The 24,630-nt window shown below is 70.1% G+C and carries 20 protein-coding genes; 15 read left to right on the top strand and 5 right to left on the bottom strand.

Translation table 11 applies throughout. From position 1 onward, the window contains the following. Positions 1–7 precede the first annotated feature (7 nt). Both FXO23_RS19980 and FXO23_RS19975 read left to right on the top strand, forming a co-directional pair. Complete coding sequence (locus FXO23_RS19980) at positions 8–1,840, top strand: dynamin family protein (protein ID WP_158886881.1); 1,833 nt, start codon at positions 8–10, stop codon at positions 1,838–1,840. Further along, the gene (locus tag FXO23_RS19975) at positions 1,837–3,117 is read left to right on the top strand and encodes a dynamin family protein (protein WP_158886880.1); all 1,281 of its coding nucleotides are present in this window, start codon (positions 1,837–1,839) and stop codon (positions 3,115–3,117) included. The genes FXO23_RS19980 and FXO23_RS19975 overlap by 4 nt, the downstream gene beginning before the upstream one ends. Here the strand turns inward: FXO23_RS19975 and FXO23_RS19970 are convergent. Next, complete coding sequence (locus tag FXO23_RS19970) at positions 3,114–3,881, bottom strand: nuclease (protein WP_246257574.1); 768 nt, start codon at positions 3,879–3,881, stop codon at positions 3,114–3,116. The two genes, FXO23_RS19975 and FXO23_RS19970, sit on opposite strands and share 4 nt — an antisense overlap. 186 nt (positions 3,882–4,067) lie before the next feature. Here FXO23_RS19970 and FXO23_RS19965 point away from each other — a divergent pair, with 186 nt between their 5' ends. Then, on the top strand, positions 4,068–5,252 hold the full coding sequence (locus FXO23_RS19965) for a CaiB/BaiF CoA transferase family protein (protein ID WP_158886878.1): 1,185 nt from the start codon (positions 4,068–4,070) through the stop codon (positions 5,250–5,252). Between the two features lie 14 nt (positions 5,253–5,266). Next, on the top strand, positions 5,267–6,421 hold the full coding sequence (locus tag FXO23_RS19960) for an acyl-CoA dehydrogenase family protein (protein WP_158886877.1): 1,155 nt from the start codon (positions 5,267–5,269) through the stop codon (positions 6,419–6,421). Here FXO23_RS19960 and FXO23_RS19955 read toward each other — a convergent pair. The 3 genes from FXO23_RS19955 to FXO23_RS19945 are packed head-to-tail and all read right to left on the bottom strand — an operon-like array spanning position 6,399 to position 9,495. Then, the gene (locus FXO23_RS19955; protein ID WP_158886876.1) at positions 6,399–7,526 is read right to left on the bottom strand and encodes a methyltransferase; all 1,128 of its coding nucleotides are present in this window, start codon (positions 7,524–7,526) and stop codon (positions 6,399–6,401) included. The genes FXO23_RS19960 and FXO23_RS19955 overlap by 23 nt on opposite strands. A 23-nt stretch (positions 7,527–7,549) precedes the next feature. Beyond that, on the bottom strand, positions 7,550–8,719 hold the full coding sequence (locus FXO23_RS19950; RefSeq protein WP_158886875.1) for a DUF6923 family protein: 1,170 nt from the start codon (positions 8,717–8,719) through the stop codon (positions 7,550–7,552). A 5-nt stretch (positions 8,720–8,724) separates the two neighbouring features. Next, positions 8,725–9,495 (bottom strand): bestrophin-like domain, encoded by a 771-nt coding sequence (locus tag FXO23_RS19945; RefSeq protein WP_158886874.1) that lies wholly within the window; start codon positions 9,493–9,495, stop codon positions 8,725–8,727. A 932-nt stretch (positions 9,496–10,427) separates the two neighbouring features. On the opposite strand from FXO23_RS19945, the gene FXO23_RS19940 reads away from it, so the two are divergent. From FXO23_RS19940 to FXO23_RS19890, 11 genes are all read left to right on the top strand, one after another. Next, positions 10,428–11,840: a family 2B encapsulin nanocompartment shell protein gene (locus FXO23_RS19940; protein WP_158886873.1), complete on the top strand. Its 1,413-nt coding sequence runs from the start codon at positions 10,428–10,430 to the stop codon at positions 11,838–11,840. 7 nt (positions 11,841–11,847) lie between these two features. Then, the gene (locus FXO23_RS19935; RefSeq protein WP_158886872.1) at positions 11,848–13,998 is read left to right on the top strand and encodes a terpene synthase family protein; all 2,151 of its coding nucleotides are present in this window, start codon (positions 11,848–11,850) and stop codon (positions 13,996–13,998) included. Further along, a complete protein-coding gene (locus FXO23_RS19930) occupies positions 13,995–15,398 on the top strand; it encodes a family 2B encapsulin nanocompartment shell protein (protein WP_218952098.1) in 1,404 nt (467 codons plus the stop codon). The genes FXO23_RS19935 and FXO23_RS19930 overlap by 4 nt, the downstream gene beginning before the upstream one ends. Before the next feature lie 12 nt (positions 15,399–15,410). After that, the gene (locus FXO23_RS19925) at positions 15,411–16,454 is read left to right on the top strand and encodes a family 2 encapsulin nanocompartment cargo protein polyprenyl transferase (RefSeq protein WP_158886871.1); all 1,044 of its coding nucleotides are present in this window, start codon (positions 15,411–15,413) and stop codon (positions 16,452–16,454) included. Positions 16,455–16,630: 176 nt separating this feature from the next. Next, positions 16,631–17,602 carry a 4-hydroxy-3-methylbut-2-enyl diphosphate reductase gene (locus FXO23_RS19920; protein WP_218952097.1) on the top strand — a complete coding sequence of 324 codons (972 nt, stop codon included), beginning with the start codon at positions 16,631–16,633 and terminating at the stop codon, positions 17,600–17,602. A 2-nt stretch (positions 17,603–17,604) separates the two neighbouring features. Continuing rightward, positions 17,605–19,356: a 1-deoxy-D-xylulose-5-phosphate synthase gene (locus FXO23_RS19915; RefSeq protein ID WP_158886984.1), complete on the top strand. Its 1,752-nt coding sequence runs from the start codon at positions 17,605–17,607 to the stop codon at positions 19,354–19,356. Continuing rightward, the gene (ispG, locus tag FXO23_RS19910; protein WP_158886870.1) at positions 19,353–20,450 is read left to right on the top strand and encodes a flavodoxin-dependent (E)-4-hydroxy-3-methylbut-2-enyl-diphosphate synthase; all 1,098 of its coding nucleotides are present in this window, start codon (positions 19,353–19,355) and stop codon (positions 20,448–20,450) included. The genes FXO23_RS19915 and ispG overlap by 4 nt, the downstream gene beginning before the upstream one ends. Continuing rightward, complete coding sequence (locus FXO23_RS19905; protein ID WP_158886869.1) at positions 20,444–20,992, top strand: EF-hand domain-containing protein; 549 nt, start codon at positions 20,444–20,446, stop codon at positions 20,990–20,992. The genes ispG and FXO23_RS19905 overlap by 7 nt, the downstream gene beginning before the upstream one ends. A gap of 18 nt (positions 20,993–21,010) precedes the next feature. Beyond that, on the top strand, positions 21,011–21,805 hold the full coding sequence (locus tag FXO23_RS19900) for a bestrophin-like domain (protein WP_158886868.1): 795 nt from the start codon (positions 21,011–21,013) through the stop codon (positions 21,803–21,805). A 234-nt stretch (positions 21,806–22,039) separates the two neighbouring features. Next, complete coding sequence (locus tag FXO23_RS19895; protein WP_158886867.1) at positions 22,040–22,741, top strand: ankyrin repeat domain-containing protein; 702 nt, start codon at positions 22,040–22,042, stop codon at positions 22,739–22,741. Positions 22,742–22,912: 171 nt separating this feature from the next. Further along, entirely contained in the window at positions 22,913–24,076 is a 1,164-nt protein-coding gene (locus FXO23_RS19890) for a methyltransferase domain-containing protein (RefSeq protein WP_158886866.1), read from the top strand. Between the two features lie 48 nt (positions 24,077–24,124). Here the strand turns inward: FXO23_RS19890 and FXO23_RS19885 are convergent, their stop codons facing one another. Next, positions 24,125–24,592, bottom strand: a complete 468-nt coding sequence (locus FXO23_RS19885) for a CYTH domain-containing protein (protein ID WP_246257573.1) — start codon at positions 24,590–24,592, stop codon at positions 24,125–24,127. Between the last annotated feature and the right edge of the window lie 38 nt (positions 24,593–24,630).

Genomic DNA, 24,630 nt, shown 5'->3' with positions numbered 1-24,630 from the left:
CACACCGATGATGGCACCGCCCTGGCTAGATCTGCTGGACGACACCATCCGGGCCTGCGCCACGCACGGCCGCCCGGACCTGGTGCGACGCCTGCGTGATCGCCGGGCCCACCTGCTCGAGGACAAGCTGCGGATCCTGGTGATCGGCGAGGCCGGGCAGGGCAAGAGCCAGCTGGTCAACGCCCTGGTCAACGCGCCCGTCTGCGCGGTCGGCGACGGGGTCACCACACTCGTCCCCGCGGTCGTCGAGCACGCCGAATCCCCCACCGCCGCGATGGTCGTGGACCTGTCCCGGGACGGGCGGCGCGCGATCGAGAGCGGCTCGGCGACCGAGACCCGGCCCGCACCGGTCGAGGAGGTCTCCGTGCGGGCGAACCGGGAGGCGGCCCGCGGCGACATCGTGCGCGTGCGGATCGGCCTGCCCCGCCCGCTGCTCGCCGCCGGGGTGGTGCTGGTCGACACCCCCGCCGCCGGGGAGACCCAGACCGCCTACCCGCTCGCGGAGATCCTGCGCGCCGACGCGGTGCTGATGACCTCGGACGCGACCGGTGAACTGTCCGCCAGCGAACTCGACCTGCTCGGCCAGGTCATCCAGGTCTGCCCGACGGTCATGATCGCGCTCACCAAGATCGATCTCGTGCCCGCGTGGCGCGAGGTGGCCGACCGCAACCGCGCGCGGCTGGCCCGGGCCGGGCTGACGGCGACCCTCGTCCCGGTGTCGGCCACCCTCCGGCTGGCCGCGGCGAAGGCGGGCGACCACGAGCTCAACTCCGAGTCCGGCTTCGGCGAACTCGTCGAACGGATGCGGCGCGACTGGCTGGAACGCGCCGAACTGCTCAGCCGCCGCTCGGCCGCCGCGGTGGCCGGGATGACCCTCGAGCAGCTCGCCGCCCCCCTGCATGAGGAGTATGCCGCGACCCAGCAGGCGGACACCGGGGACGCGGTCGCCCGCTGGCACGCGGCGGGCCGCAAGCTCGAGGAGCTCCAGCGGGAATCGGCCCGCTGGCAGACGTTGCTCTCCGACGAGGTCGCGGATCTGCTGTCCGACCTCGAATTCGACCTGCGCGACCGGACTCGCCGGATCCTGCGCGAGGTCGACGAGTTCTTCGACGCCGCCGATCCGTCGCGCACCTGGCCGCAGTTCGAGGAGTGGCTCCGGGAGAACCTCACCACCGTGGCCGAGACGAACTTCGGCTGGCTGATCGAACGGTTCGACTGGGTCGCGCGCAAGATCGCCCGGCAGGTCGCCCCGGACCAGCCGGAGCTGATCCGGAACGCGTTGCTCGCGCAGACCCCGGCCGAGCCGGTGGAGAGCCTGCGCATGCCGAGCGTGGAACGCTTCGGCGTCGGCCAGAAGCTGTTCGTCGGCATGCGGGGTTCCTACAGCGGCCTGCTGATGTTCGGCCTGGCCACCACGCTCGCCGGTTTCCCCCTGATCAACCCGATCTCGCTCGGCGCGGGCGCGGCGTTCGGCGCGAAGAGCGTGTTCGAGGAGCGCGGGGCGCGGCTCAAACGCCGCCAGGCGCAGGCGAAAACCGCCGCGCAGCGCCATGTCGACGACTTCTTCCTGGCCTACGGCAAGGAAAGCAAGGACGCCGCGCGGCTGATGCACCGCACGCTGCGCGACCGGTTCTCCGGTTTCGCCCAGGAACGGCATCGCGAGATCGCCGAATCGGCGAAGGCCATCAAACAGGTCATCGACGAGGACACCGCGCGGCGCACGCGGCGCGCGTACGAGATCAAGGCCGGGATGGACGAGCTTTCCCTGCTGCGCCAGCGGGTGCGCGCGCTGGGCACGGTCCGGGGCGAGCTGAGCGCACCCCGCGGGCTGACGGCGTGACCCTGGCCGAACAAGCACGGTCGATCCTCGAACAGGCGCTCGAGGCCTACCGGGACACCCCGCGCGCGGCCAACTGGTTGCACCGGCACCTGGTCCGGTTCGACGAACCGTTGCGGCTGGCCGTGGTGGGCCCGGCCAGCAGCGGCAAATCGACCCTGGTGAACGCGCTCGTCGGCGAGCAGATCGCGCCCGACGGCGCCGAGGGGCCGTCCTGGTACCGCGCCCGCCTGAGCCGTTCCCAGGGCGAGGTGACCCTGATCGACACGCCCGGCCTGGAGGAGAACGCGTCGCCGCAGGCGGTCCAGGCGGCCGTCACCGACGCGGATGCCGTGCTGTTCCTCGCGCGCCAGCCGCGCAACGCGAACCTGCGGGAGCTGCGGTTCGTGCACGGGCACCCGATCGCCATGGTCCATCCGGTCAACTCGCTCGTGGTGCTGTCGCGGGCCGACGAACTCGGCGCGGGCCGGGTCGACGCGCTGATCTCCGCGCGCCAGCTCGCCCGGCGGTACCGGCGCGATCCCGAGGTGCGGGACGTGTGCCAGGACGTGGTCGCGGTGGCCGGGCAGGTCGCGAGCGCGGGGCGCACGCTCACCGAACCCGAGTTCGCGGCGCTGAGCGCGCTCGCCGGGCTCCCCCGGCCGGAAAGCGAGGCCCTGCTACTGTCCGCGGACCGGTTCGTCCGCGCGGAATCCGGTCCGGTCGAGGCGTCCGCGCGCGCGGGACTGCTGCGCCGGTTCGGCTTGTTCGGGCTGCGGCTGGCCACCACGCTGCTCCGGCGCGAATCGGGCACGGTCGCCGCGCTCGCGGCGCAGCTCGTGCAGCGCAGCGGGCTCGCCGAACTGCGGGACGCGATCGGCCAGCACTTCACCGAACGCGCGGAGGTGCTCAAGGCGCGTTCGGCGTTGATCGGCCTCGAGGTGCTGCTGCGCAGGGAGCCGCATCCCGGCGGCGAGGCGTTGTTCCTGGAACTCGACCGCGTCCTGGCCGGGGCGCACGAATTCCGCGAGCTGCGGCTGCTCGCGGCGCTCCGCACCGACGGTTCCGCCCTGCCCGAACCGTTGCGCGAGGACGCGAGCCGGTTGCTCGGCGGGCACGGCACCGCGGCACTGGCCCGGCTCGGCATCGAGTCCGAACTCGACTACCACCGCGCCGCGCGGGACGCGGTGCGGCGCTGGCGCGAGCTGACCGGGAACCCGGTCCTGAGCGCGGAGGGACGTCAGGCCGCCGCGGTCGTGCTGCGCAGTTGTGAGGCGATGGCCGCTCCGGTCGCCAATTAGGCCTCGATGAACACGATCCGTTCCGGTTCGACCGTGAGTTTCAGGGTCTGGCGGCGCACCTCGACCAGGGTTTCCAGTTCGGTGGCGTGCCCGTCGGGCGTGGTGAACAACCGGTCGTTGCGCGTGTCCAGGTAATCGGCGAACCCGCCCAGCGACACCCCGCCGCTTTCGTCGATGCTCAGGTAGTCCACCAGCCGCCGGAACAGTTTCGGCAGGAGGACCACCTCGTCCTGCAACTGCTTCCGGGACGAGAGCCGGAACCCGGGGAGCGTGGCGTCGTGTTCCCAGACGCCCTTGCCCGCCTCCCGCGCCGCGGTGGCGGCCTCGGCCATCGACTGCCGAAGGTCCACGTAGAGCAGGGAATAGAAGGTCGGGTAAACCAGGCCGTCCCGCAGCAGGACGTAGTTCGCCGAAGCCTGCATCCCCTTGACGTCCAGCCGGATCCGGCTCCCGTCCGCGGACCGGCCCGGCCGCTGCCCGGCGAAGGCGAACGCCACCGGCCGCCCGTACTTGTCCGCGAACCGGGTCAGGATGTGCCCGGGCACCTTGGGCGGGGTGGCCTTGGTGACCGTCCCGTCCTCATCCCGTTCCACCGACTTGAACCCGAGGTGCTTGAGCAACCCGTCGGCCGCCGCGTTCGCCAGATCGACCGGCTGCCGCCACATCTGCCCGCCGTGCCCCTGCGCCCGGTAGTGCGTCTCCAGGGCGTCGATCCCCTCGAGCCGCAGCTGCGCGCCGCCGCGCGCATTGACCCGGACCTTCAACCCCGCTTTCCGGAACGCATTAGTGTCGGTTGGGTAAAATCGAACTGAATCGCCGTCCGGAGACGCGCCAACAATCTGGAATGTGCCTTTGATGAGGGTAAGTGACATAGAAATACGGTAACCGCGCGCACCGGCCTCGAAATCGAATTCAACCGTTCAGCCCAGCCGGGTTGGTACATTCGCGTTATGCCGCAACCGCTCCACGACATCACCGTCGTCTCCCTCGAACAGGCCGTGGCCGCGCCCTTCGCCACACGCCAGCTCGCCGACCTCGGCGCCCGGGTGATCAAGGTCGAACGCCCGGAAACCGGCGACTTCGCGCGCCACTACGACGAATCCGTGCACGGCGAATCGAGCTACTTCGTCTGGCTCAACCGGTCCAAGGAATCCCTCACCCTGGACGCCAAAACCGGCGAAGGCGCACAAATACTCCAAACCCTGCTCGCCAGGGCCGACGTCTTCGTGCAGAATCTCGCACCGGGCGCCGCGGCCCGCCTCGGCTTCGACCCCGCCGCCCTCCGCGCCCGTCACCCGAAGCTGATCACCTGCACGATCTCCGGTTACGGCACCGACGGCCCGTGGTCCGGCCGCAAGGCCTACGATCTGCTCGTCCAGTGCGAAACCGGTCTCGTCTCGATCACCGGCACGCCCGGCGAAGGCGTCCGGACCGGTGTCTCGGTCGCCGACATCGCGGCCGGGATGTACGCCTATTCCGGCATTCTCAGCGCGCTGTACCGCCGCGCCACCACCGGCGAATCCTCGGCCCTGGAGGTCTCCCTCTTCGACGCGCTGGCCGAGTGGATGGGCTCCCCCGCGTACTACACGAAGTACACCGGCGCCCAGCCGCCGCGCACCGGCGCGCGGCACGCCACGATCGCCCCGTACGGCCCGTTCGACACGGCCGAAGGCGACACCGTCCTGCTCGGCATCCAGAACGAACGGGAATGGCGGTCGTTCTGCGCGACCGTCCTCGGCGATCCGGCGCTGGCCACCGACGAGCGGTTCGCCACCGGTTCCGCCCGGGTCGCGCACCGCACCGAACTGGAGGAGATCATCGGCGCGCGGTTCGGGGACCTGCCGACCTCGCGCGCCCTCGAACTGCTCGACACCGCGGGGGTGGCGAACGCGCGGCTCAACCAGGTCGACCAGTTCCTGGAACACCCCGTGCTCGCCGAACGAGATCGCTGGCGGCCGGTCGGCCTGCCCGGTGGCGCCGAGTTCGAGGCGCTGCTCCCGCCGGTCAACCTCAGCGGCGTCGAACCGGTCATGAACGCCGTTCCCGCGCTGGGCGAGCACACCGCGGCGATCCTGCGCGGCCTCGGCCACGGCGACGACGAGATCGAAGCACTCCGCGACCGCGGCATCGTCTGAAAGGGACTCTCCCCATGAGCGAGCTCAGCACCGAGGAACGCGAAATCGTCAGCACCGTCCGCGAATTCGTCGACCGGGAGGTCCGCCCGGTCGCCCGCGACCTCGAACACGCCAACGAATACCCCGGCGACCTCATCGAGGGCATGAAACGGCTCGGCGTCTTCGGCCTCGCCATTCCCGAACCCTACGGCGAGGCCGCCGTCTCCACGCCGTGCTACGTCCACGTCACCGAGCAGCTCGCCCGGGGCTGGATGAGCCTCGCCGGCGCGATGGGCGGGCACACCGTGGTGGCCAAGCTGATCCTGACCTTCGGCACCGAGGAACAGAAACAGCGCTACCTGCCCCGGATGGCCACCGGTGCGGTCCGCGCGACCATGGCGCTCACCGAACCGGACGGCGGTTCCGACCTCCAGGCGCTGACCACCACCGCCCGCCGCGAAGGCACGGGGTACACGGTGAACGGCACGAAGACCTGGATCACCAATTCCCGGCGCTCCCAGCTGATCGCGCTGCTGTGCAAGACCGACCCCGCCGCCGAGCCCCGGCACCGCGGCATCAGCATCCTGCTCGTCGAACCGGGCGAGGGCCTCACGATTTCCCGGGATCTGCCCAAACTCGGCTACAAGGGCGTGGAGAGCTGCGAACTGTCCTTCGCGGACTTCCGCGTCCCGCGGGACGCCCTGCTCGGCGGCGTCGAGGGGCACGGTTTCGCGCAGATGATGAAGGGGCTGGAGACCGGGCGGATCCAGGTCGCCGCGCGGGCCCTCGGCGTCGGCCGCGCCGCGCTGGAGGACGCCCTCCGCTACGCGCAGGAACGGGAGACGTTCGGCAAGCCGATCTGGCGGCACCAGTCGATCGGCAACTACCTCGCCGACATGGCCACCAAACTCACCGCCGCGCGCCAGCTCGTGCTGCTCGCCGCGGAACGCCACGACGCCGGGCAGCGCTGCGATCTGGAGGCCGGGATGGCCAAGCTGTTCGCCTCCGAGACGGCGATGGAGATCGCGCTGAACGCCGTCCGCATCCACGGCGGCTACGGCTATTCCACCGAATTCGACGTGGAGCGGTACTTCCGGGACGCCCCGCTGATGATCGTCGGCGAGGGCACCAACGAGATCCAGCGCAACGTGATCGCCCAGCAGCTGGTCAGCCGGGGTGAGCTGCCGTAAGCCGCCACAGCGAGGTGACCTCGGCGGCCCGGGCCGCGTGCAGCGGATCGCTCTCGTCGCTCGCGCGGCGGTGGCGCGGGCGGGTGTCGAGGCGAGCCACCACGGCCAGCCCCGCCGCCTCGATCCAGGCCAGCAAATCCGCGCGGGGCCGCAGCCCGAGGTGTTCGGCGAGATCGGACAGGATCAGCCACCCCTCGCCACCGGGCGCCAGATGCGCGGCCAGCCCGTCCAGGAAACCGCGCAGCATCCGGCTGTCGGGGTCGTAGACCGCGGCTTCCAGCGCCGAACCGGGGCGGGCGGGGACCCAGGGCGGGTTGCAGACGATCAGCGGCGCGCGTCCGGGCGGGAACAGGTCCGCCCGGACGACCTCGGCCCGTTCCGCGAACCCCAGCCGGGCGAGGTTCGCCCGGGCGCAGGCGAGCGCGCGCGGATCCTGGTCGGTCGCCACGATCCGTTCGACCCCCCGGTGGGCCAGGACCGCGGTCAGCACCCCGGTCCCGGTGCCGATGTCGAACGCCAGGTCCCGCGCGGGCAGCGGCGCCTCGGCGACAAGGTCCACGTACTCCCCGCGCACCGGGGAGAAAACGCCGTAATGCGGGTGCACGCGCGCACCGAGCGCCGGGACGTCGACGCCCTTCTTCCGCCACTCGTGCGCGCCGATCACCCCGAGCAGTTCGCGCAGCGAGCCCACCACCGGTTCGTCCGCGGGGCCGTACGCCTCCGCACAGGCCTGCCGCACGTCCGGCGCCCGGCGCAGCGGAACGACGTGGCCGGGATCGAACGGCACCAGCAGCGCGCCGAGCGTCCGGGCGCGCCGGGCCTGCGCCTGCCGCTGCCGCCGGAACGCCTCCAGCGGAGTGGGCGCCGGGCGGCGGCGTTCGCGGTCGACCCGCCGCCCCATCGCGGTCAGCAGCTGGCGCGCGTTCTGGAAGTCCCCGCGCCACAGGATCGCCGTGCCCCCGCGGGCCAGCCGGACGGCGGCATCGGCCTTGAGGCCGTCGTCGGCGACCACCACCCGCTCCGGTGGCGGGCCGCTTTCCGAACGCCAGCGGGCCGAGCGGGTCTCGTCCCCCTCGGCCCAGCTGATCCACTGCCGGTCACTCATCACGATGAGTCTGACAGACCGGGTCAGCGGCGGGCAGCCGCACGCATGGCCGCCCCGGCGCCGAGGATGAGCACCACCACGGCGAGGCTCCACCGGCGCAGCTTCTTCGCGTTCGACTCCCGCTCGGGGCTCGCCGCCCGGGTCTTCGCCGGACTGGCGGTGGTCTTCGCGGGCTTGGGAGGCGGGGCCGGTGGTTTGGCGGGCGGTGCGGGGGCCGGAGCCGCGGGTGGGGGCGGCGCGGGGAGCGCGGGCAGGGGCGGCCGCACCGGCAAGACCGCGGGAGGCGGGGGCGGAGGCGGCGGTACGGGCGTCGGTGGCGGGCTCGGTGTGGGCGTGGGTGTGGGCGCCGGTGTGGGTGTCGGGGTCGGTGTGGGCGTCGGGGTCGGTGACGTCGGCGGGGGCACGGACAAGCAGCCGGTCGCGTCGGTGCTGTGGAAGGCGGGGCCGGTCGCGAGTTCGGTCACCGCGCCGTCGCGGGTGATCCGGAGCAACCGGCTGCGGTGCCCGGTGTCGTTCGCGGTGACGTACAGCGCCCGGTCCGGTCCGAGGGACACCGCGCCGAACGCCGTGCTCTCCGGCAACCGCGTGCGGCCTTCCTTCCGCACCTCGCCGGTGACCGGATTGACGGTCACCACCGCACCGGGACCGTGGGGCAGCGACGAAACGCCGTGCAGCAGGCCGTCCGCGGGATCGAAGTCGAAATCGTCCACACCGGCGGCCAGCGCCACCGGGCGCAGCAACGTCCGCTTCAGCACGGTGCGGAAACCCGGGCTCGCCGGGTCTATGTCCACTGTGTACAGAGTGCTCGCCCGCTTGACGTACCAGCGGTTCCCGTCGACCGCACCGGCCGTCGCGTTGACGAAGACGCCCCGCATCCGGCCGAGATCGGTCAGCACGCCGCGCCGGTCGAGGGTGACCGCGTGCCCGCGGCGGTCCACCCCGTACGCCCGGTCCTGGGCACGCGCGTAACCGATCGCGTTCACCTGGCGATCGAGCCGGGCCACCGTCGTGGTGGCGCCACCGGGCAGTTCGATACGGACCACAGTGGACTGTCCGGCGGCGCCCGGGCTCTGGACCCGGAAGATCGGGCAACCGGGCGGATCGGCCACCGCCGCGGGAGCCACCGGCACCGAGAAGGCCAGCAGGACGGCGACCGGGACGAGTCCGGCCGACCGCGGCCACTTCGTCGGCATGGCGATCAGCGCAGCCGTTCCAGTGCCCATTTGAAGGCGTCGGGTTCCACCTTCGCCCCGCCGGTGTACGGATTCTGCAGCTGGTAGATCCCGAAGAGCAGTAGGGCGAGCGTTCCGGCCAAAGTGGACACGATGATCACGTGCGTCACCATTTTCGTGCCGCCGAACAGGTTCGGCAGCAACACCGTGATGACGCTGCCGAGCACGAGGACGCACCAGACGACCGTGCCGATACCGGGGTCGTTCGCCTCGGTCAGCCGCGCCTGACGGGCCTGGTAGAGCTCGGCGAGCTGCGTCATGGCCTCTTTCTTCTGGTCGGCCATCCAGCCCTGGGCGTCATCGGACAACTGCGCCTGCTCGACCACGTCACGCAGCTGGTCCAGGTGCTGCCAGCCCGGCCCGGCCACCTGCTCGCCCGAACGCAGCTGGGGCCATTCCTGTTCCGCCACGGTGGTCGCATAGGCCCGGCTGATCTCCCGCGCCTGGGCCCGGGTGGGCTCCGGCAGCGAATCGGCGGCCCAGGTCGCCGCGACCAGGCTGTTGGCCTCCTTGTACGAACCGTCCTGGGCGGCACTCACCCCGTCGTACAGGGAAACCAGCACGAAGGCGATCACCACCGCGTTCAGCCCGCCGACGATGGTGAACACCTGGCCGGCGGCGTCGTTGTTGCCGGGCCTGCCCTCGTCCAGGCCGAACCGGCGGACGAGGTAACCGACCACCGCACCGACGACGACCGCGCCGAAGACCCACAACAGGCCACTCAGAAAGATACTCATCAATTCCTCTCCGACCTGCCCAGGCTTTGACGGCTCATGACTACGACGAGGGCCGCCAGCCGGAGTCGGCGGCGCGGTTGTCGACTCCGGCTGGCGGTATATGTGCCGGCCAGCCGCGAACCACAGACACTGCCGGGATGCCCACCACCGTGAAGTTCGAAAAAGGGTGTTAAACCTCCCCCGCGACCCATAAACAAGTTGACACCGAAATAGGTGGATAATTGTCGTGTTAATCCGGCGTCCAGCGCCACGGCCCAAGCTAGCCACCACGCCCGGACCCCACAAGAGTGGCCCCCGCATTTCATCCGAGTGGCTTTTCCGATCACCTGGGCTTCACTGTTTCGCCAGTAGCCCGCGACCGGCCCGCACGGTGGGACAGCGGAGCACCCCGCGGAAACACCCCGGCAGACGCTCCGCTAGGCCAACCGTGGCGAGGCCCACTACGGGAGGTGACCGGCCCCGGCTGTTCGGTCGAGCGCTAGCTGATCTTGTTGTACGACAAGGGAACTAGCAGTGCTTCGCACGTGGCGCAACCTCGATGATCAGGGTCTCGAACGGAGCAGTCGGGCTGCACTAGGTGAGCCGCCCCCGCCGCGCCCGACAACCGACCTCGCGGCGCACTGGTAGGGCCGAGTGAAATAACTCGGGCGAAGTTCTACTTTGGGTTCGATTACCCGCACCGGATCGAGTGAGTAAATCAAATCGTGGCTGAGATTAATCTATTCCCATTAGGTCGCCCTTTCGGGTGACTGTACGGGACTACGACGGCGGTGCTAGCGTCAACTTCCGCCGACGCCGGAAATTGATCAGGCGGGAATAAGGTCGAGCACCGGCAAGCGGCTCACGTTCTTGAATCGACACCTCTTCAATCGAACACCCTCCTCCTGAGTTTGAGCGCCCGACGGGGCGACTACGGATTGGTGGTTTTTGGCGTGACTGTGACCGAGCCAGAACTTGATGTTGAAAATGGTCAGCCGCAGCAAAGTTTGAACACAGCCGCCGCACGCAACCTGGCGACGACGACCAAGTCCGAACCGCAGATGCAGGGCATCTCCTCACGATGGCTGCTGCGCCTGCTGCCGTGGGTACAGGCTTCCGGTGGCACCTTCCGGGTGAACCGCCGGCTCAGTTACACCGTGGGTGACGGCCGCGTGACCTTCACCAGTACCGGCGCCGAGGTACAGGTGGTCCCCCAGGAGCTGCGCGAGCTTCCCATGCTGCGGGACTTCGAGGACGAGGAGGTGCTGGCCGCACTGGCCGAACGGTTCGTCCAGGAGGAGTTCGAACCGGGCGACGTGGTCGTCGCGGAAGGACAGCCGGCCGACCAGATCTTCCTGGTCGCGCACGGCAAACTGAACCGGATCGGCACCGGGGAATACGGCGATCAGACCATCCTGAACGTGCTGGCCAACGGCGACCACTTCAGCTACCGCGCGGTGCTCGAATCGGACGACTACTGGGAATACACCGTCAAGGCCGTCACACCGTGCACGCTGCTGAGGCTTTCGCAGGAGCAGTTCGAGCAACTGGTCGGTCAGTCCGACAGCCTGCGCGAACACCTCGAACGGTTCACGTCCCAGCCCCCGGCCAAGCAGAACGCGTTCGGCGAGGCCGAAATCGAACTGACTTCCGGGCACGAGGGCGAGCCCGAACTGCCCGGCACGTTCGTCGACTACGAGCTGAAACCGCGCGAGTACGAGCTGAGCGTCGCGCAGACCGTCCTACGCGTGCACAGCCGGGTCGCCGATCTCTACAACAACCCGATGGACCAGATCCAGCAACAGCTGCGGCTGACCATCGAGGCCCTGCGCGAACGCCAGGAGAACGAGCTGGTCAACAACCGGCAGTTCGGCCTGCTGCACAACGCCGATCTGTCCCAGCGCATCCACACCCGGACCGGCCCGCCGACCCCGGACGACCTGGACGAACTGCTCACCCTGGTGTGGAAGCAGCCCGCGTTCTTCCTCGCGCATCCCCGCACGATCGCGGCGTTCGGCCGGGAATGCAACCGCCGCGGCCTCTACCCGCACAGCACGGACGTCAACGGCAACAAGGTGCCCGCCTGGCGGGGCGTGCCGATCTTCCCGTGCAACAAGATCGGCGTCAGCGACAAGCGCACGAGCTCGATCCTGCTGATGCGGACGGGGCTGGAGAACCAGGGGGTGATCGGCCTGCACCAGACCGGGCTCCCGGACGAATACCAGCCCGGCCTGAACGTCCGCTTCATGGGCATCAACGAGAAGGCGCTCATCTCCTACCTGGTCAGCGCCTACTACTCCGCCGCCATCCTGGTGCCCGACGCCCTCGCCGTCCTGGAGAACGTCGAGCTCGGCCGGGAAGGCTGACCGCGGTATGCAGCCGTTCGAACTGCCCGAGTTCTACCTGCCGTACCCGGCGCGGCTGAGTCCGCATGTGGACGGTGCTCGCGCGCACACCCGGGTGTGGGCGCGCGAGATGGGCATGCTCGACGCGGAGGACCCGCACGGCGAGCTGATCTGGGATCCGGCCGACCTGGAATCCCACGACTACGCGCTGCTGTGCGGGTACACCCACCCGGACACGTCGGCCGCGGACCTCGATCTGATCACCGACTGGTACGTCTGGGTGTTCTTCTTCGACGACCACTTTCTCCAGGTGTACAAGCGCACCGGCGATCTCGCCGGGGCCCGGGAGTATCTCGACCGGCTGGCCGCGTTCATGCCGGTCGACGACAGCGCCATCCCGGAACCGACCAATCCGGTCGAACGCGGCCTGGCCGATCTGTGGGCCCGCACGGTCCCCGCGCGGTCCGCGGACTGGCGCCGCCGGTTCGCGGAGAGCACCCGGCACCTGCTCAACGAATCGTTGTGGGAACTGGAGAACATCAGCTCCGACCGGGTGCCCAATCCGATCGACTACATCCAGATGCGGCGGCGGGTCGGCGGCGCGCCCTGGTCGGCGAACCTGGTCGAACACGCCGTGGACGCGGAGGTGCCGGCGGTGCTGGCGCGGACGCGGCCGCTGCGCGTGCTCCGGGACACCTTCTCCGACGCGGTCCACCTCCGCAACGACCTGTTCTCCTACCAGCGGGAGACCGAAAGCGAAGGGGAGATCAACAACGGGGTGCTGGTCGTGGAGAAGTTCTTCGACCTGCCCACGCAGGAGGCCGCCGAGGTGGTCAACGACCTGCTGACCTCCCGGCTGCACCAGTTCGAGAACACCGTCCTCACCGAACTGGCGCCGCTGTTCGCCGAACACGGCACGGGCCCGGCGGACCAGGCCGCCGTGCTGGCGTACGCCAAGGGCCTGCAGGACTGGCAGTCCGGCGGGCACGAATGGCACCTGCGGTCCAGCCGGTACATGAACGGCGGTGGCGCACCGGACCGGCATCCGCTGCTCGGCGGGCCGATCGGCCTGGGCACCTCGGCCGCACGCGTCCGCTCGATCGCCGTGGGCATGCGGCATCGGCTGGAGAACACCTGGGTGGGACCGCGACCGGCGGGCGCGATCGAACTGCCGCGGTTCGGCATGCCGTACCCGGTGCGCGTCCACCCGGGGCTGGCGGCGGTCCGGCGGCACGCCACGGACTGGGCGCGGGGAATGGGCATGCTCGACGGTTCCGGGATCTGGACCGGGCGGGAGTTCGCCGCCGCCGACCACGGCCTGTTCGCGGCGGCCACCCATCCCGAGGCGTCGCCGGAGAACCTCGAACTGGTCAACGACTGGCACATCTGGGCGCGGTTCGCCGACGACTTCTTCGTGGCGGCCTTCAAACGCTCCCGGAACCTGGCCGGGGCGAAGGCTTTCGTCGAACGGCTGCGGAGGTTCCTGCCGGAGGATGCCGCGCCGAATCCGGTCCCGGCCACGCCGGTGGAACGCGGCCTCGCCGATCTGTGGACGCGCACCGCGTCCGCCCTGCCCGCCGAACGGCGGCGCGAATTCGCCGGGCACCTCGAGGAATTCGTCGGCAGCTGGCTGTGGGAGCTGGCCAATCTGATCCAGAACCGGGTCCCCGATCCGGTGGACTACCTGGAAATGCGGCGGAAGACCGCCGGCGCGGAATTCGCCACGGCCCTGGTCCGGTTCGCGCTCGGCATCGAGCTGCCGCCGGAGGTGCTCGGCAGCCGGGTGGTGCGCTCGCTGGCCGAGAACCACGCCGACATCAGCTCGTTGCGAAACGACATTTTCTCCTACCGAAAGGAGATCGAGGACGAAGGCGAGATCAACAACGGCGTCCTGATCGTGCAGCGGTTCTTCGGCAGCGACCCGCGACACGCCGCGGGGGTCCTCGCCGACCTCACCGAGTCCCGGCTGCGCCAGTTCGAGGACGCCGCCCAGGGGCTGCCCGCACCGCACGAAGTGGACGCGAAGGCGCGGAACGCGCTGGACCGTTACGTCACGGGGCTGCGTCAGCGGCTCGCCGGTGACCTGCACTGGTCGCAGGTGACCGGCCGCTACCAGGCCCCGCGGCGCATCGAAGTCCCGCAAATTAGCCACACGACTCGATTGGTGGACGCATTGTGACTGTGACCGAGCCGGACGTACGCGTCAACGGCGGACCCTCGCAGCAGAGCCTGAACACCGCCGCCGCCCGCAACCTGGCGACCACGACCAAGTCCGAACCGCAGATGCAGGCCATCACCTCGCGGTGGCTGGTGCGCATGCTGCCGTGGGAGAACGCGCCGGGCGGCACCTACCGGGTGAACCGCCGGATGAGCTACACCGTCGGCGACGGCCGGGTGACCTTCACCAACGTCGGCGAGGACATCCAGGTCATCCCCCAGGAACTGCGCGAACTGCCGCTGCTGCGCGAATTCGAGGACGAGGCGGCGCTCGCCGCGCTGGCCGAACGGTTCGAACAGGCCGAATACGCCCCGGGTGACGTGATCCTCGAGTTCGGCAACCCCGCCGACCGGGTGTTCCTGATCGCGCACGGCAAGGTGAACAAGATCGGCACCGGTGAGTACGGCGATCAGGTCGTGCTGGACGTGCTCGCCGACGGGCGGTTCTTCGGCCAGCGGGTGCTCGGCGAATCGGGCGGCATCGCCGAATTCACCGTCAAGGCGGTCACCCCGGTGACCATCCTGTCCCTGCCGCGGCAGGCGGTCGAGGAGGTGAGCGAGCGGTCCGAGTCGTTGCGGACGCATCTGGAACAGGCCATGAGCCGGCGGGATCCGGCGCAGAACAAGCACGGTGAGGCCGAGATCGCCCTGTCCGCGGGCCATGAGGGCGAGGCCGAACTGCCGGGAACCTACGTCGACTACGAGGTCTCGCCCCGGGAGTACTCGCTGAGCCTGGCGCAGACCGTGCTGCGCGTGCACAGCCGGGTCGCCGATCTCTACAACAACCCGATGGACCAGGTCGACCAGCAGTTGCGGCTGACCATCGAGGCGCTGCGCGAGCGCCAGGAGCACGAGCTGCTCAACAATCCCGATTTCGGCCTGCTGCACAACGCCGATCTGCGGCAGCGGATCTACACCCGCACCGGGCCGCCCACCCCGGACGATCTCGACGAACTGCTGTGCCGGCGGCGCAAGACCCGGTTCTTCCTGGCCCACCCCCGCACGATCGCGGCGATCGGCCGGGAGTGCAGCAGCCGGGGCCTCTACCCGGACACCACGGACATCGACGGGCACAAGATCGTCACCTGGCGCGGGGTGCCGATCTTTCCCAGCAACAAGATCCCGATCTCGAAGACCGGCACCAGCTCGATCCTCGCGATGCGCACCGGGCTCGAGGACCAGGGCGTGATCGGCCTGCACCAGACCGGGATCCCGGACGAATACCAGCCCGGCCTGAACGTCCGGTTCATGGGCGTCAACGAGAAGGCGATCATCTCCTACCTGGTCAGCACGTACTTCTCGGCGGCGATCCTGGTGCCGGACGCACTGGGCATGCTCGAAAACGTCGAAATCGACCGCTGAGGACCCGGGCCGATGACGGACGTTGAGGTGGTGCGGGCGGAGGGCAGACCAGCGCGTGAGCTGCTGGCCTGCGGCAGGGCCACGGTCGTCCCGGCACTGCGCGCGGCGGTCGATACCTTGCCCGGCCCGATGCGGCGCATCGCCGGGTATCACTTCGGCTGGTGGGACGAGGACGGCCGGGTGGTCAAGGCCGGGGGCGGCAAGGCGATCAGGCCGACGCTGGTGCTGCTCTCGGCCGAGGCCACCGGGGGCGCTTGCGCGGACGCGCTCCCGGCGGCGGTCGCCGTGGAGCTGGTGCACAACTTCTCCCTGCTGCACGACGACGTGATGGACGGGGATGCCACCCGCCGCCACCGGCCCACGGCGTGGAACGTGTTCGGCGTCGGCCCGGCGATCCTCGCCGGGGACGCGCTGCTGACGCTGGCGTTCGACGTGCTCGCGGCCAGCGGGCACGCGGCGTCGACCGAGGCGGCGCGGGCGCTCAGCCAGGCGGTGCAGGACCTGGTCGACGGGCAGTGCGCGGATGTGGCCTTCGAGCGCCGGGTGGATGTGGCGCTGGCCGAGGCGCAGCACATGGCCGAGGAGAAGACCGCCGCCCTGATCGGCTGCACCTGCGAACTCGGCGCGCTGTTCGGCGACGGCACCACCGATCAGGTCGGCCGCCTGCGGCGCTTCGGGCAACGGCTCGGCCTGGCCTTCCAGCACGTGGACGATCTGCTGGGAATCTGGGGCGATCCCGCGATCACCGGCAAGTCGGTGCATTCGGATCTGGCCAGCCACAAGAAATCCCTGCCGGTGGTGGCCGCGCTGACCTCGGGCACTCCGGCCGGGCACGAGCTGGCCGCGTTGTACGACCACGACCGGCAGCTCTCCGGCCCCGAGCTGGCCCGCGCCGCCGAACTGGTCGAACTCGCGGGCGGGCGGTCCTGGAGCCAGGCGCAGGCCGACGCACTGCTGGCGCAGGCCCTGCGCAACCTTGCCGCGGCGGGCGTGCACGCGAAAGCCGCGAGCGAGCTGGGCTCCCTGGCCCGGCTGATCGCGCGGCGCGACCACTAGGAGCTCCACAGCAATGAGTCGGCGTACTGGCCAAGCCAACCCAGGGAACGCGCTCGGCCGAAGGCCCCGCTATCGCGGGGGCAGGGCGCCCTTCAACGATACGTCAGACGACCTCGCGAGGAGCGCCCTGTCAACGCGATCGCGGTCGCGCGTTCTCAAAAGGACAAGGAGCCGTTTTGATAGATCGCAGCGATCCCGCCTGGGCGGAAGTCGCCGGACCGCGCACGATCCTGCTCGCCGCGCCGCGTTCGTTCTGCGCGGGTGTCGAGCGTGCCATCGAGATCGTGGAGCGGCTGCTCGAGGACCGGGAACCGCCCGTCTACGTCCGCAAGCAGATCGTGCACAACCGGCATGTGGTGCGCGAGCTGGAAACCCGGGGCGCGGTGTTCGTCGACGAGCTCGACGAGGTGCCGGACCGGGCCACCGTGGTGTTCTCCGCGCACGGCGTCTCCCCCGCCGTGCGCGCCGAAGCCACCCGCCGCGAACTGGAGGTCATCGACGCGACCTGCCCGCTGGTCACCAAGGTGCACGCCGAGGCGCGCCGGTTCGCCGCCCGCGGGGACACGGTCGTCCTCATCGGGCACGCCGGGCACGAGGAGGTGGAGGGCACCCTCGGCGAGGCGCCGGAGCAGACCGTGCTGGTGCAGAGCGCGGCGGACGTGGAAACCCTGGAGGTGCCCGATCCGGCGCGGGTGTCCTACCTGACCCAGACCACGCTGGCCGTCGACGAGACGACCGACGTCGTGCGGGCCCTGCGGGCGCGGTTTCCGCAGCTGCGCGGGCCGGGCTCGGACGACATCTGTTACGCCACCACGAATCGCCAGGACGCGCTCGCGGCGATCGCCGAAGAAGCCGATCTCGTCCTCGTGGTCGGCTCGGCGAACTCCTCCAATTCGGTGCGGCTGGTGGAGCTCGCGCACCGGCACGGCACCCCGGCCAGGCTGATCGACGACGCGGACGATCTGCGACCGGAATGGTTGCGCGGCAAGCGAACCATCGGCATCACCGCGGGCGCCTCGGCGCCGCCCCGGCTGGTGGACTCGGTCGTCGAGGCGTTCTCCCGGTTGGGCGAGGTCACCGTGTCCGAACGCGAGACCACCCGGGAAACCATCCATTTCACCCTGCCCTCGGCGGTGAGGCCGTCGTGACCATGGCGCCGGCCACCCCGTTGCTCCGCCAGCTCGGCGGCCCGGCGGACCTGCGCGGGCTCGGCGAGCCCGCCCTGTCCGCGCTGGCCCAGGAGATCCGGGACCTGCTCATCGATTCGGTGTCCCGGCTCGGCGGGCACCTCGGGCCGAACCTGGGCGTGGTCGAGCTGACCATCGCGCTGCACCGGGTGTTCGACTCGCCGCGCGATCCGATCGTCTTCGACACCGGGCACCAGGCCTACGTGCACAAGATCCTCACCGGGCGGTCCGCCGAATTCGACTCGCTGCGCCAGGGCGGCGGGCTGTCCGGGTACCCGTCCCGGAGCGAATCCCCGCACGACGTCATGGAGAACTCGCACGCCTCCACCGCGCTGTCCTATGCGGACGGTCTGGCGAAGGCGTTCGCCCTGCGCGGCGAGCGCGACCGCCGGGTGGTCGCGGTCGTCGGCGACGGCGCGCTGACCGGCGGGATGAGCTGGGAGGCGCTGAACAACCTCGGCTCGGCCCCGGACCGGCCGGTGATCGTCGTGCTCAACGACAACGGCCGCTCCTACTCCCCCACGATCGGCGGGTTCGCGCGGCACCTCGCCGAACTGCGCCGGTGCCCGCGGGAGAACCTGTTCGAAGAACTGGGTTTCGCCTATCTCGGCCCGGTCGACGGGCACGACCTCGCCGATCTCGACCGCGCCCTGCGCACGGCGGAACGCCTGCACCGCCCGGTCGTGGTGCACGTGGTGACCCGCAAGGGCAAGGGACATCCGCCCGCCGAGGAGGATCCGGCGGACTGCCTGCACGCGGTGGGCCCAGCGGGGCGGGCGAAAGCCACCAGCTGGACCTCGGTGTTCGCCGACGAGTTGCTCACGATCGGCGCCGAGCGGCCGGATGTGGTGTGCCTGACCGCGGCGATGCCCGGACCGACCGGGTTGCGCCGGTTCGCCGAGGCGTACCCCACCCGGATGTTCGACGTCGGGATCGCCGAGCAGCACGCGGTCACCTCCGCGGCCGGGCTGGCGATCGGCGGGCTGCACCCGGTGGTCGCCATCTATTCGACGTTCCTGAACCGGGCCTTCGACCAGGTGCTGCTGGACGTCGCACTGCACCGGCTGCCGGTCACGTTCGTGCTCGACCGCGCGGGCGTGACCGGTGACGACGGGCCGAGCCACCACGGGATGTGGGACTTGGCCCTGCTGCGGGTCGTCCCGGGGCTGCGCGTCGCCGCGCCCCGGGACGGCGCCCGGTTGCGCGCCCTGCTCGGCGAGGCGGTGTCCACAGAGGACTCTCCGACCGTGGTGCGGTTCCCCAAGGGCGCGGTCGCCGAGGACGTGCCCACCGTGCGCGGCTTCGGCGGAGTGGACATCCTGCACCGGCCCGCGCGGCGGGACGTGCTGCTGGTCACCGTCGGCGCGTGCGCGCGGGCGGGGGTGCACGCGGCGACCCTGCTCGGGGAACGGGGAATCGGGGCCACGGTGGTCGATCCGCGCTGGGTCAGCCCGGTCCCCGCCGCACTGATCACCCTGGCCGCCGAGCACCGGCTGGTGGTCTGCGTCGAGGACAACACCCGGATCGGCGGCATCGGATCGGGCCTCGCCCAGGCCATCGGCGACGCGGGCATCACCATGCCGGTGCACGCGCTCGGCCTGCCCGGCGGGTTCCTGGCGCACAACGCGCGCGGCGAGTTGCTGCGGGCACACCGGCTCGACGCGGCCGGGATCGCGGAGACCGTGCACGAACTAGTGGACAGGAGGCAGTTATGAGCACGGTGTCGCTCGGGATGCCGACCGCACCGGCGCTCGCACCGCGCCGGGTGTCCCGCCAGGTCAAGGTCGGCGCGGTGCTGGTCGGCGGGGGCGCGCCGGTTTCGGTGCAGTCCATGACCACCACCGTCACGTCCGATGTGGACGCGACGCTCCGGCAGATCGCCGAGCTGACCGCGGCCGGTTGCGAGATCGTCCGGGTCGCCGTGCCGTCCCAGGACGACGCCGACGCGTTGCCGGAGATCGCGGCGAAATCCTCGATCCCGGTCATCGCCGACATCCACTTCCAGCCCCGGTACGTGTTCGCCGCGATCGACGCCGGATGCGCCGCGGTCCGGGTGAATCCGGGGAATATCAAGAAATTCGACGACAAGGTCGCCGAGATCGCGGCGGCCGCCGCGGCGGCCGGGACCCCGATCCGCATCGGCGTCAACGCGGGTTCGCTGGACAAGCGGCTGCTGGCCAAGCACGGGCGCGCCACCCCCGAGGCGCTCGTGGAATCGGCGCTGTGGGAGTGCTCGCTGTTCGAGGAGCACGGGTTCACCGATCTGAAGATCTCGGTCAAGCACCACGATCCGCTGGTGATGGTGTCCGCGTACCGGTTGCTGGCCCGCCGCTGCGACTACCCGCTGCACCTCGGGGTCACCGAGGCCGGGCCGGCGTTCCAGGGCACGGTCAAATCCGCGGTCGCGTTCGGCATCCTGCTCGGCGAGGGCATCGGCGACACCATCCGCGTTTCGCTGTCCGCGCCACCGGTCGAGGAGGTGAAGGTCGGCGCGCAGATCCTGGAATCCCTGGGCCTGCGCCCGCGGCGGCTGGAAATCGTCTCCTGCCCCTCCTGCGGGCGCGCCCAGGTCGACGTCTACACGCTCACCGAGAAGGTCACCGCGGCCTTCGAGGGTTTCCCGGTGCCGTTGCGCGTCGCGGTGATGGGCTGCGTGGTCAACGGTCCCGGCGAGGCGCGCGAGGCCGATCTGGGTGTGTCGTCCGGCAACGGCAAGGGCCAGATCTTCGTGCGCGGGGAGGTGATCAAAACCGTCCCGGAGAGCCAGATCGTGGAAACCCTGCTGGAGGAGGCGATGAAGCTGTGCTGAGTGAGCTGCAACGGAAGAACATCGGGGACGTCTTCGACACCCTCGACCACGACCACGACGGGGTGATCGAACAGGAGGACTTCAAGGCGATCGCGGCGGACCTGAGCGGCAGCATCGGGCTCGTGCCGGATTCCGAACACCAGCAGGCCATCACCGAACGCCTGCTCGCGTGGTGGGAACAGGTCCGGCTGGGCGCAGACGGCGATCAGGACGGCCGGGTGAACCGGGCCGAGTACCTCGCCGCGGTGGACATCGGCCTGCTGTCCGATCCCGCCTACCTGGGCGCGGTCACGGCCGTGGCGGACGCCCTGTTCGCCGCCGCGGGGGACGGCGACGGCACCTTGTCCCGGGACAAGGTCGTCCGGCTCTACCGCGGCGCCGGGCTCGCCGATCCGATCGCGGTCGGGGCCTTCGAGCAGATCGACACGGACGGGGACGGCCGGATCAGCCTCGACGAGTGGCGCCAGGCCGTGCACGGCGCGTTCACCAGCACCGGCGCCGAGACGATCGGCTCGAACATGCTCGGCAACGCGCCCGGCTGACGCGACGGAAGGGCGACCATGTTCACCTGGATCTACGACCTGCCGAACTGGCTGTTGTTCGTCCTGTTCATCGTGGTCGCCCTGGCGCTGGCCTGGGGCTCGGTGTTCCTGTTCCGGTCCCGGACCGCCGAGCTGTTCCGCGGTGAGGACGGCGAGAGCCGCAACTCGCTGCTCGATCTGGTGCTCACCGGAACCGGGCTGTTCTACGGCCTGCTGCTCGGCCTCATCGCCGCCGCGACCTATTCCACCTATTCCGACGCGGCCGACACGGTCGCCTCCGAAGCGACCAGCATCGCCGCGCTGTACCGCGACGTGAGCGGCTATCCCGAACCGATCCGCGGCCAGCTGCGGGGCGACCTCGAGCACTACGTCCACTACGTGATCAACGACGCCTGGCCCGCCCAGCGGCGCGGCGAGATACCGACCGAGGGGGTCGTGCTGTCCTCCAGAATGCTGGATCGGCTCACCGCCTTCGAACCTCCGACCAGCGGCAAGGAGATCGTGCACGCGGAGACGTTCAAGCAGTTCAACAACTTCATCGAGAAACGCCGGGAACGCCTCAACGCGGTGACGGCCAGCCTGCCCACGGCCCTCTGGGTGGTGCTCGTCCTCGGCGCGGTGGTCAACCTCGCGCTGATGGCGATGCTCGCCGTCGAACGGCTTGCCGCGCACCTGGTCGTCTCCGGGATGTTCGCCTTCTTCGTCGGGATGATGATCTTCCTGATCGCCGCCCTGGACAATCCGTTCCTCGGCGAATTCAGCGTCGAACCGACCCCGCTCGTCCTGCTTCAGGAGAACCTGCTGGGCAAATGACGCGACAAGGGTCGCGCGAGTCCCACGTTCCGGTAACCGAACTGCACACTCGGGCAAGCGAACTCCACACTCGGAACCACCCCGGCAGCCCCGAACGTGGAACTCGCGTGCCTGAACGTGCAACTCGCTTGCCCGAGTGTGGAACTCGCGTGCCGGAAACCGGACCGCGGGCGGGACCCCTCCCGCTCCGGCGCCACTATGGTCGGCGCCCCGGAAGGCAGGGGAGGTGGTGTCGTGGTCATCGGGATCGTCGTCGTGTGCGCCGGTGTTCTCGTGTTGATCGCCGTCGCGGTCAAAGCCCACCGCCGGAAGGTCACCGCCCGCCGCGTCAACGCGATCTACCAGGCCGCGGTGGCGGGCGACCGGGACCAGCTGCTGCGGTGGATGAACCAGGGCCTCTCGTTCGACCTGCAGGACCGGCAGGGCAACACCGCGCTCCATTTCGCCCACTACCGCGGACGGCAGGACGCGATCGACGCCCTGGTCGCCTTCGGCGCCGACGACAACCTCCGCAACCACGAAGGTCTGTCACCGGTGGAGATGGGCCAGGTCGCCGCGATCGAAGACCAGCTCAGCGAGGGCGCCCGGTGCCTGGGCGCCGGTGGTCACTGGCAGGACGCGGAACGCGGGCGCGCCATCTACACCCAGCTCAGACAGCGCAAACCGCGCGTCTACAACCCCGCCCTGGTGCGCTGCGTCCTGGCGAACCCGAACCGCAGGACCCTGCTGCACCTGGCGATCAAGCTCGGCATCCGGGGCTCCGAGGAGAAACTCGCGGAGGTGCTCCACGGCTACGGCACGAAGGACATGGCCGTGGACTACCTGAACGCCGGATCCGCCGCCCTGCGCGAAGCGGCCGAAAAGTGGGCGAGGCGGAACAACTACCGCATCCACCACCTGAGCGGCCACACCTCGGTGTCCTGGGGACGGTTCTAGGTTCCGCCACCCCGTACGGCCGATTGATTGGGCGCAGCACTTCGTTACTGTCGGAAGCGAAGGAGGCTACCATGGGTAAGCACGTTTCGGACCGGGACGGAGACGTCCACCCCGATACCGCGAAGGACTTGGACCCGAAGGAATTCGAGAAGTCCGGTCAAGCGGAGGACGATGACGACGACTGAGCTGGCCGACCAGCTGACCGCCTCCGGTCAGCTTCCGGAAACGTGGCGGGCCGCCTTCTCGGCCGTTCCCCGCGAATGGTTCATTCCGGCGCGAATCTGGGTTGACGATGACGACAGCCAACCGGTCGCGATCGACCGCGGAAGCGACGGCGAACGGTGGCGGGCCGCCGTTTACGCGAACCAGCCGATTCTCACCCAGTTCGACGACGGCCGCACGCAATGGCCTGATACCGGCGGCACGCATTGCACCAGTTCCGCATCGAAACCGAGTCTTGTCCTGAACATGCTCGACGCCTTGGACGTGCAAGAGGGCAACCGCGTGCTGGAAGTCGGCACGGGCACCGGCTACAACGCGGCGCTGCTCGCGGCCAGGCTCGGGCCGGACCGGGTGGTCACCGTCGAGGTCGACCCGGCCCTGGCGGCCGCGGCGGACCGTCGGCTGACCGAGCACGACATTCCCGTGGCCGTGCTCCATGCGGACGGCGAGGCTGGGTACCCGCCAGCCGCGCCTTTCGACCGGATCATCGCGACCGCCTCGGTACGACTGGGCCTGCTGCCGAATGCCTGGGTGTCGCAGACCCGAATCGGCGGGGTGATCGTCGCTCCGCTGACGACCGAGTTCGCGGCGGGCTCCGTACTGATGCGGTTCACCGTCGAGGCGAACGACACCGCGATCGGCAAGCCGGTCGGGGTGGTCGCCTTCATGCCGCTACGCCAACACCGCACCAGCCGGGCCAATACGGACGAACTGGCGGCCGAGGCCACCGAAGTCCGGGAATCGGTCACCCGGCTCCGCCCCTGGAAGGTCGCGGAGACCTGGGATGCGCGCTGGGCCGTCGGCCTCCAAGTGCCCGGTTGCGCCTGGCATCACGAACGTTCCGAGCCGGACGGGCAACACGTGCTCTGGCTGGTCGACGGTGAATCCAAGTCCTGGGCCAGGGTGTGGTACTCCGGCTCATCCGGTCCACGACCCGTGCGACAGGCCGGGCCGCGCGATCTGTGGGCCGAAGTCGAGCGCGCGTTCCGGCGCTGGAAAGAATTCGGCAAACCCGCTTACCGCCGCTTCGGCCTCACCGTCACACCGGATCGGCAAGAGGTCTGGCTGGACGAACCCGGCACAGTGTTCGTCACCGGGGCAGGCCCGCGGTGACCATGACGTCCACTTCGGACGAAACCGCGCCAGCCGCGCGGCCGACCGTCACTTCCGGCTCGCGGCCACTCGATCGGTATACGACTCCGTGGACAGGTCCCGCTCCCCGATTCCCAGCTTTCCGAGCACAGCCCGGATCAGACCGAGAGCGTCCGGAACGTCATCCGCTTCGGCGAGTGTCTCCAACTCGAGAAACGTCAAGCCGGGCAGTTCCGGGATCTCGACCACGCTGGCGAGCAGGTCGCGGCCGCGTTCGGTGAACCGGTAGTTCTCACACCGCTTCTCGAATGCGATCAACTCGACCAGGCCGATACCGACGAGAATCGTATGGAGCACGTCGGCGTCCTCGGCGGTCGTCTCGTGCTCCGGTTTCGAACCCGCCCCACCGGGCACCGGTGGCTCCTTGTAGGTCACCTCCGCCATCGACCGCTTCCGCAGTTCGGCGCGCACGTGCTCAGGATCCCGGACAACCGCCGTCAACTCCGCCTCGACCAGCACCTGACCTCCTCTGCTCACGACCCCAAGACTCGGCGACCAGGGTCGAGCCCGTCCCC

Source organism: Amycolatopsis anabasis (assembly GCF_009765355.1).
GTDB classification, from domain to species: Bacteria; Actinomycetota; Actinomycetes; order Mycobacteriales; family Pseudonocardiaceae; genus Amycolatopsis; species Amycolatopsis anabasis.
The sequence above is the reverse complement of the archived record's forward strand: the minus strand, read 5'-3'. Positions and strand labels throughout refer to the sequence as shown.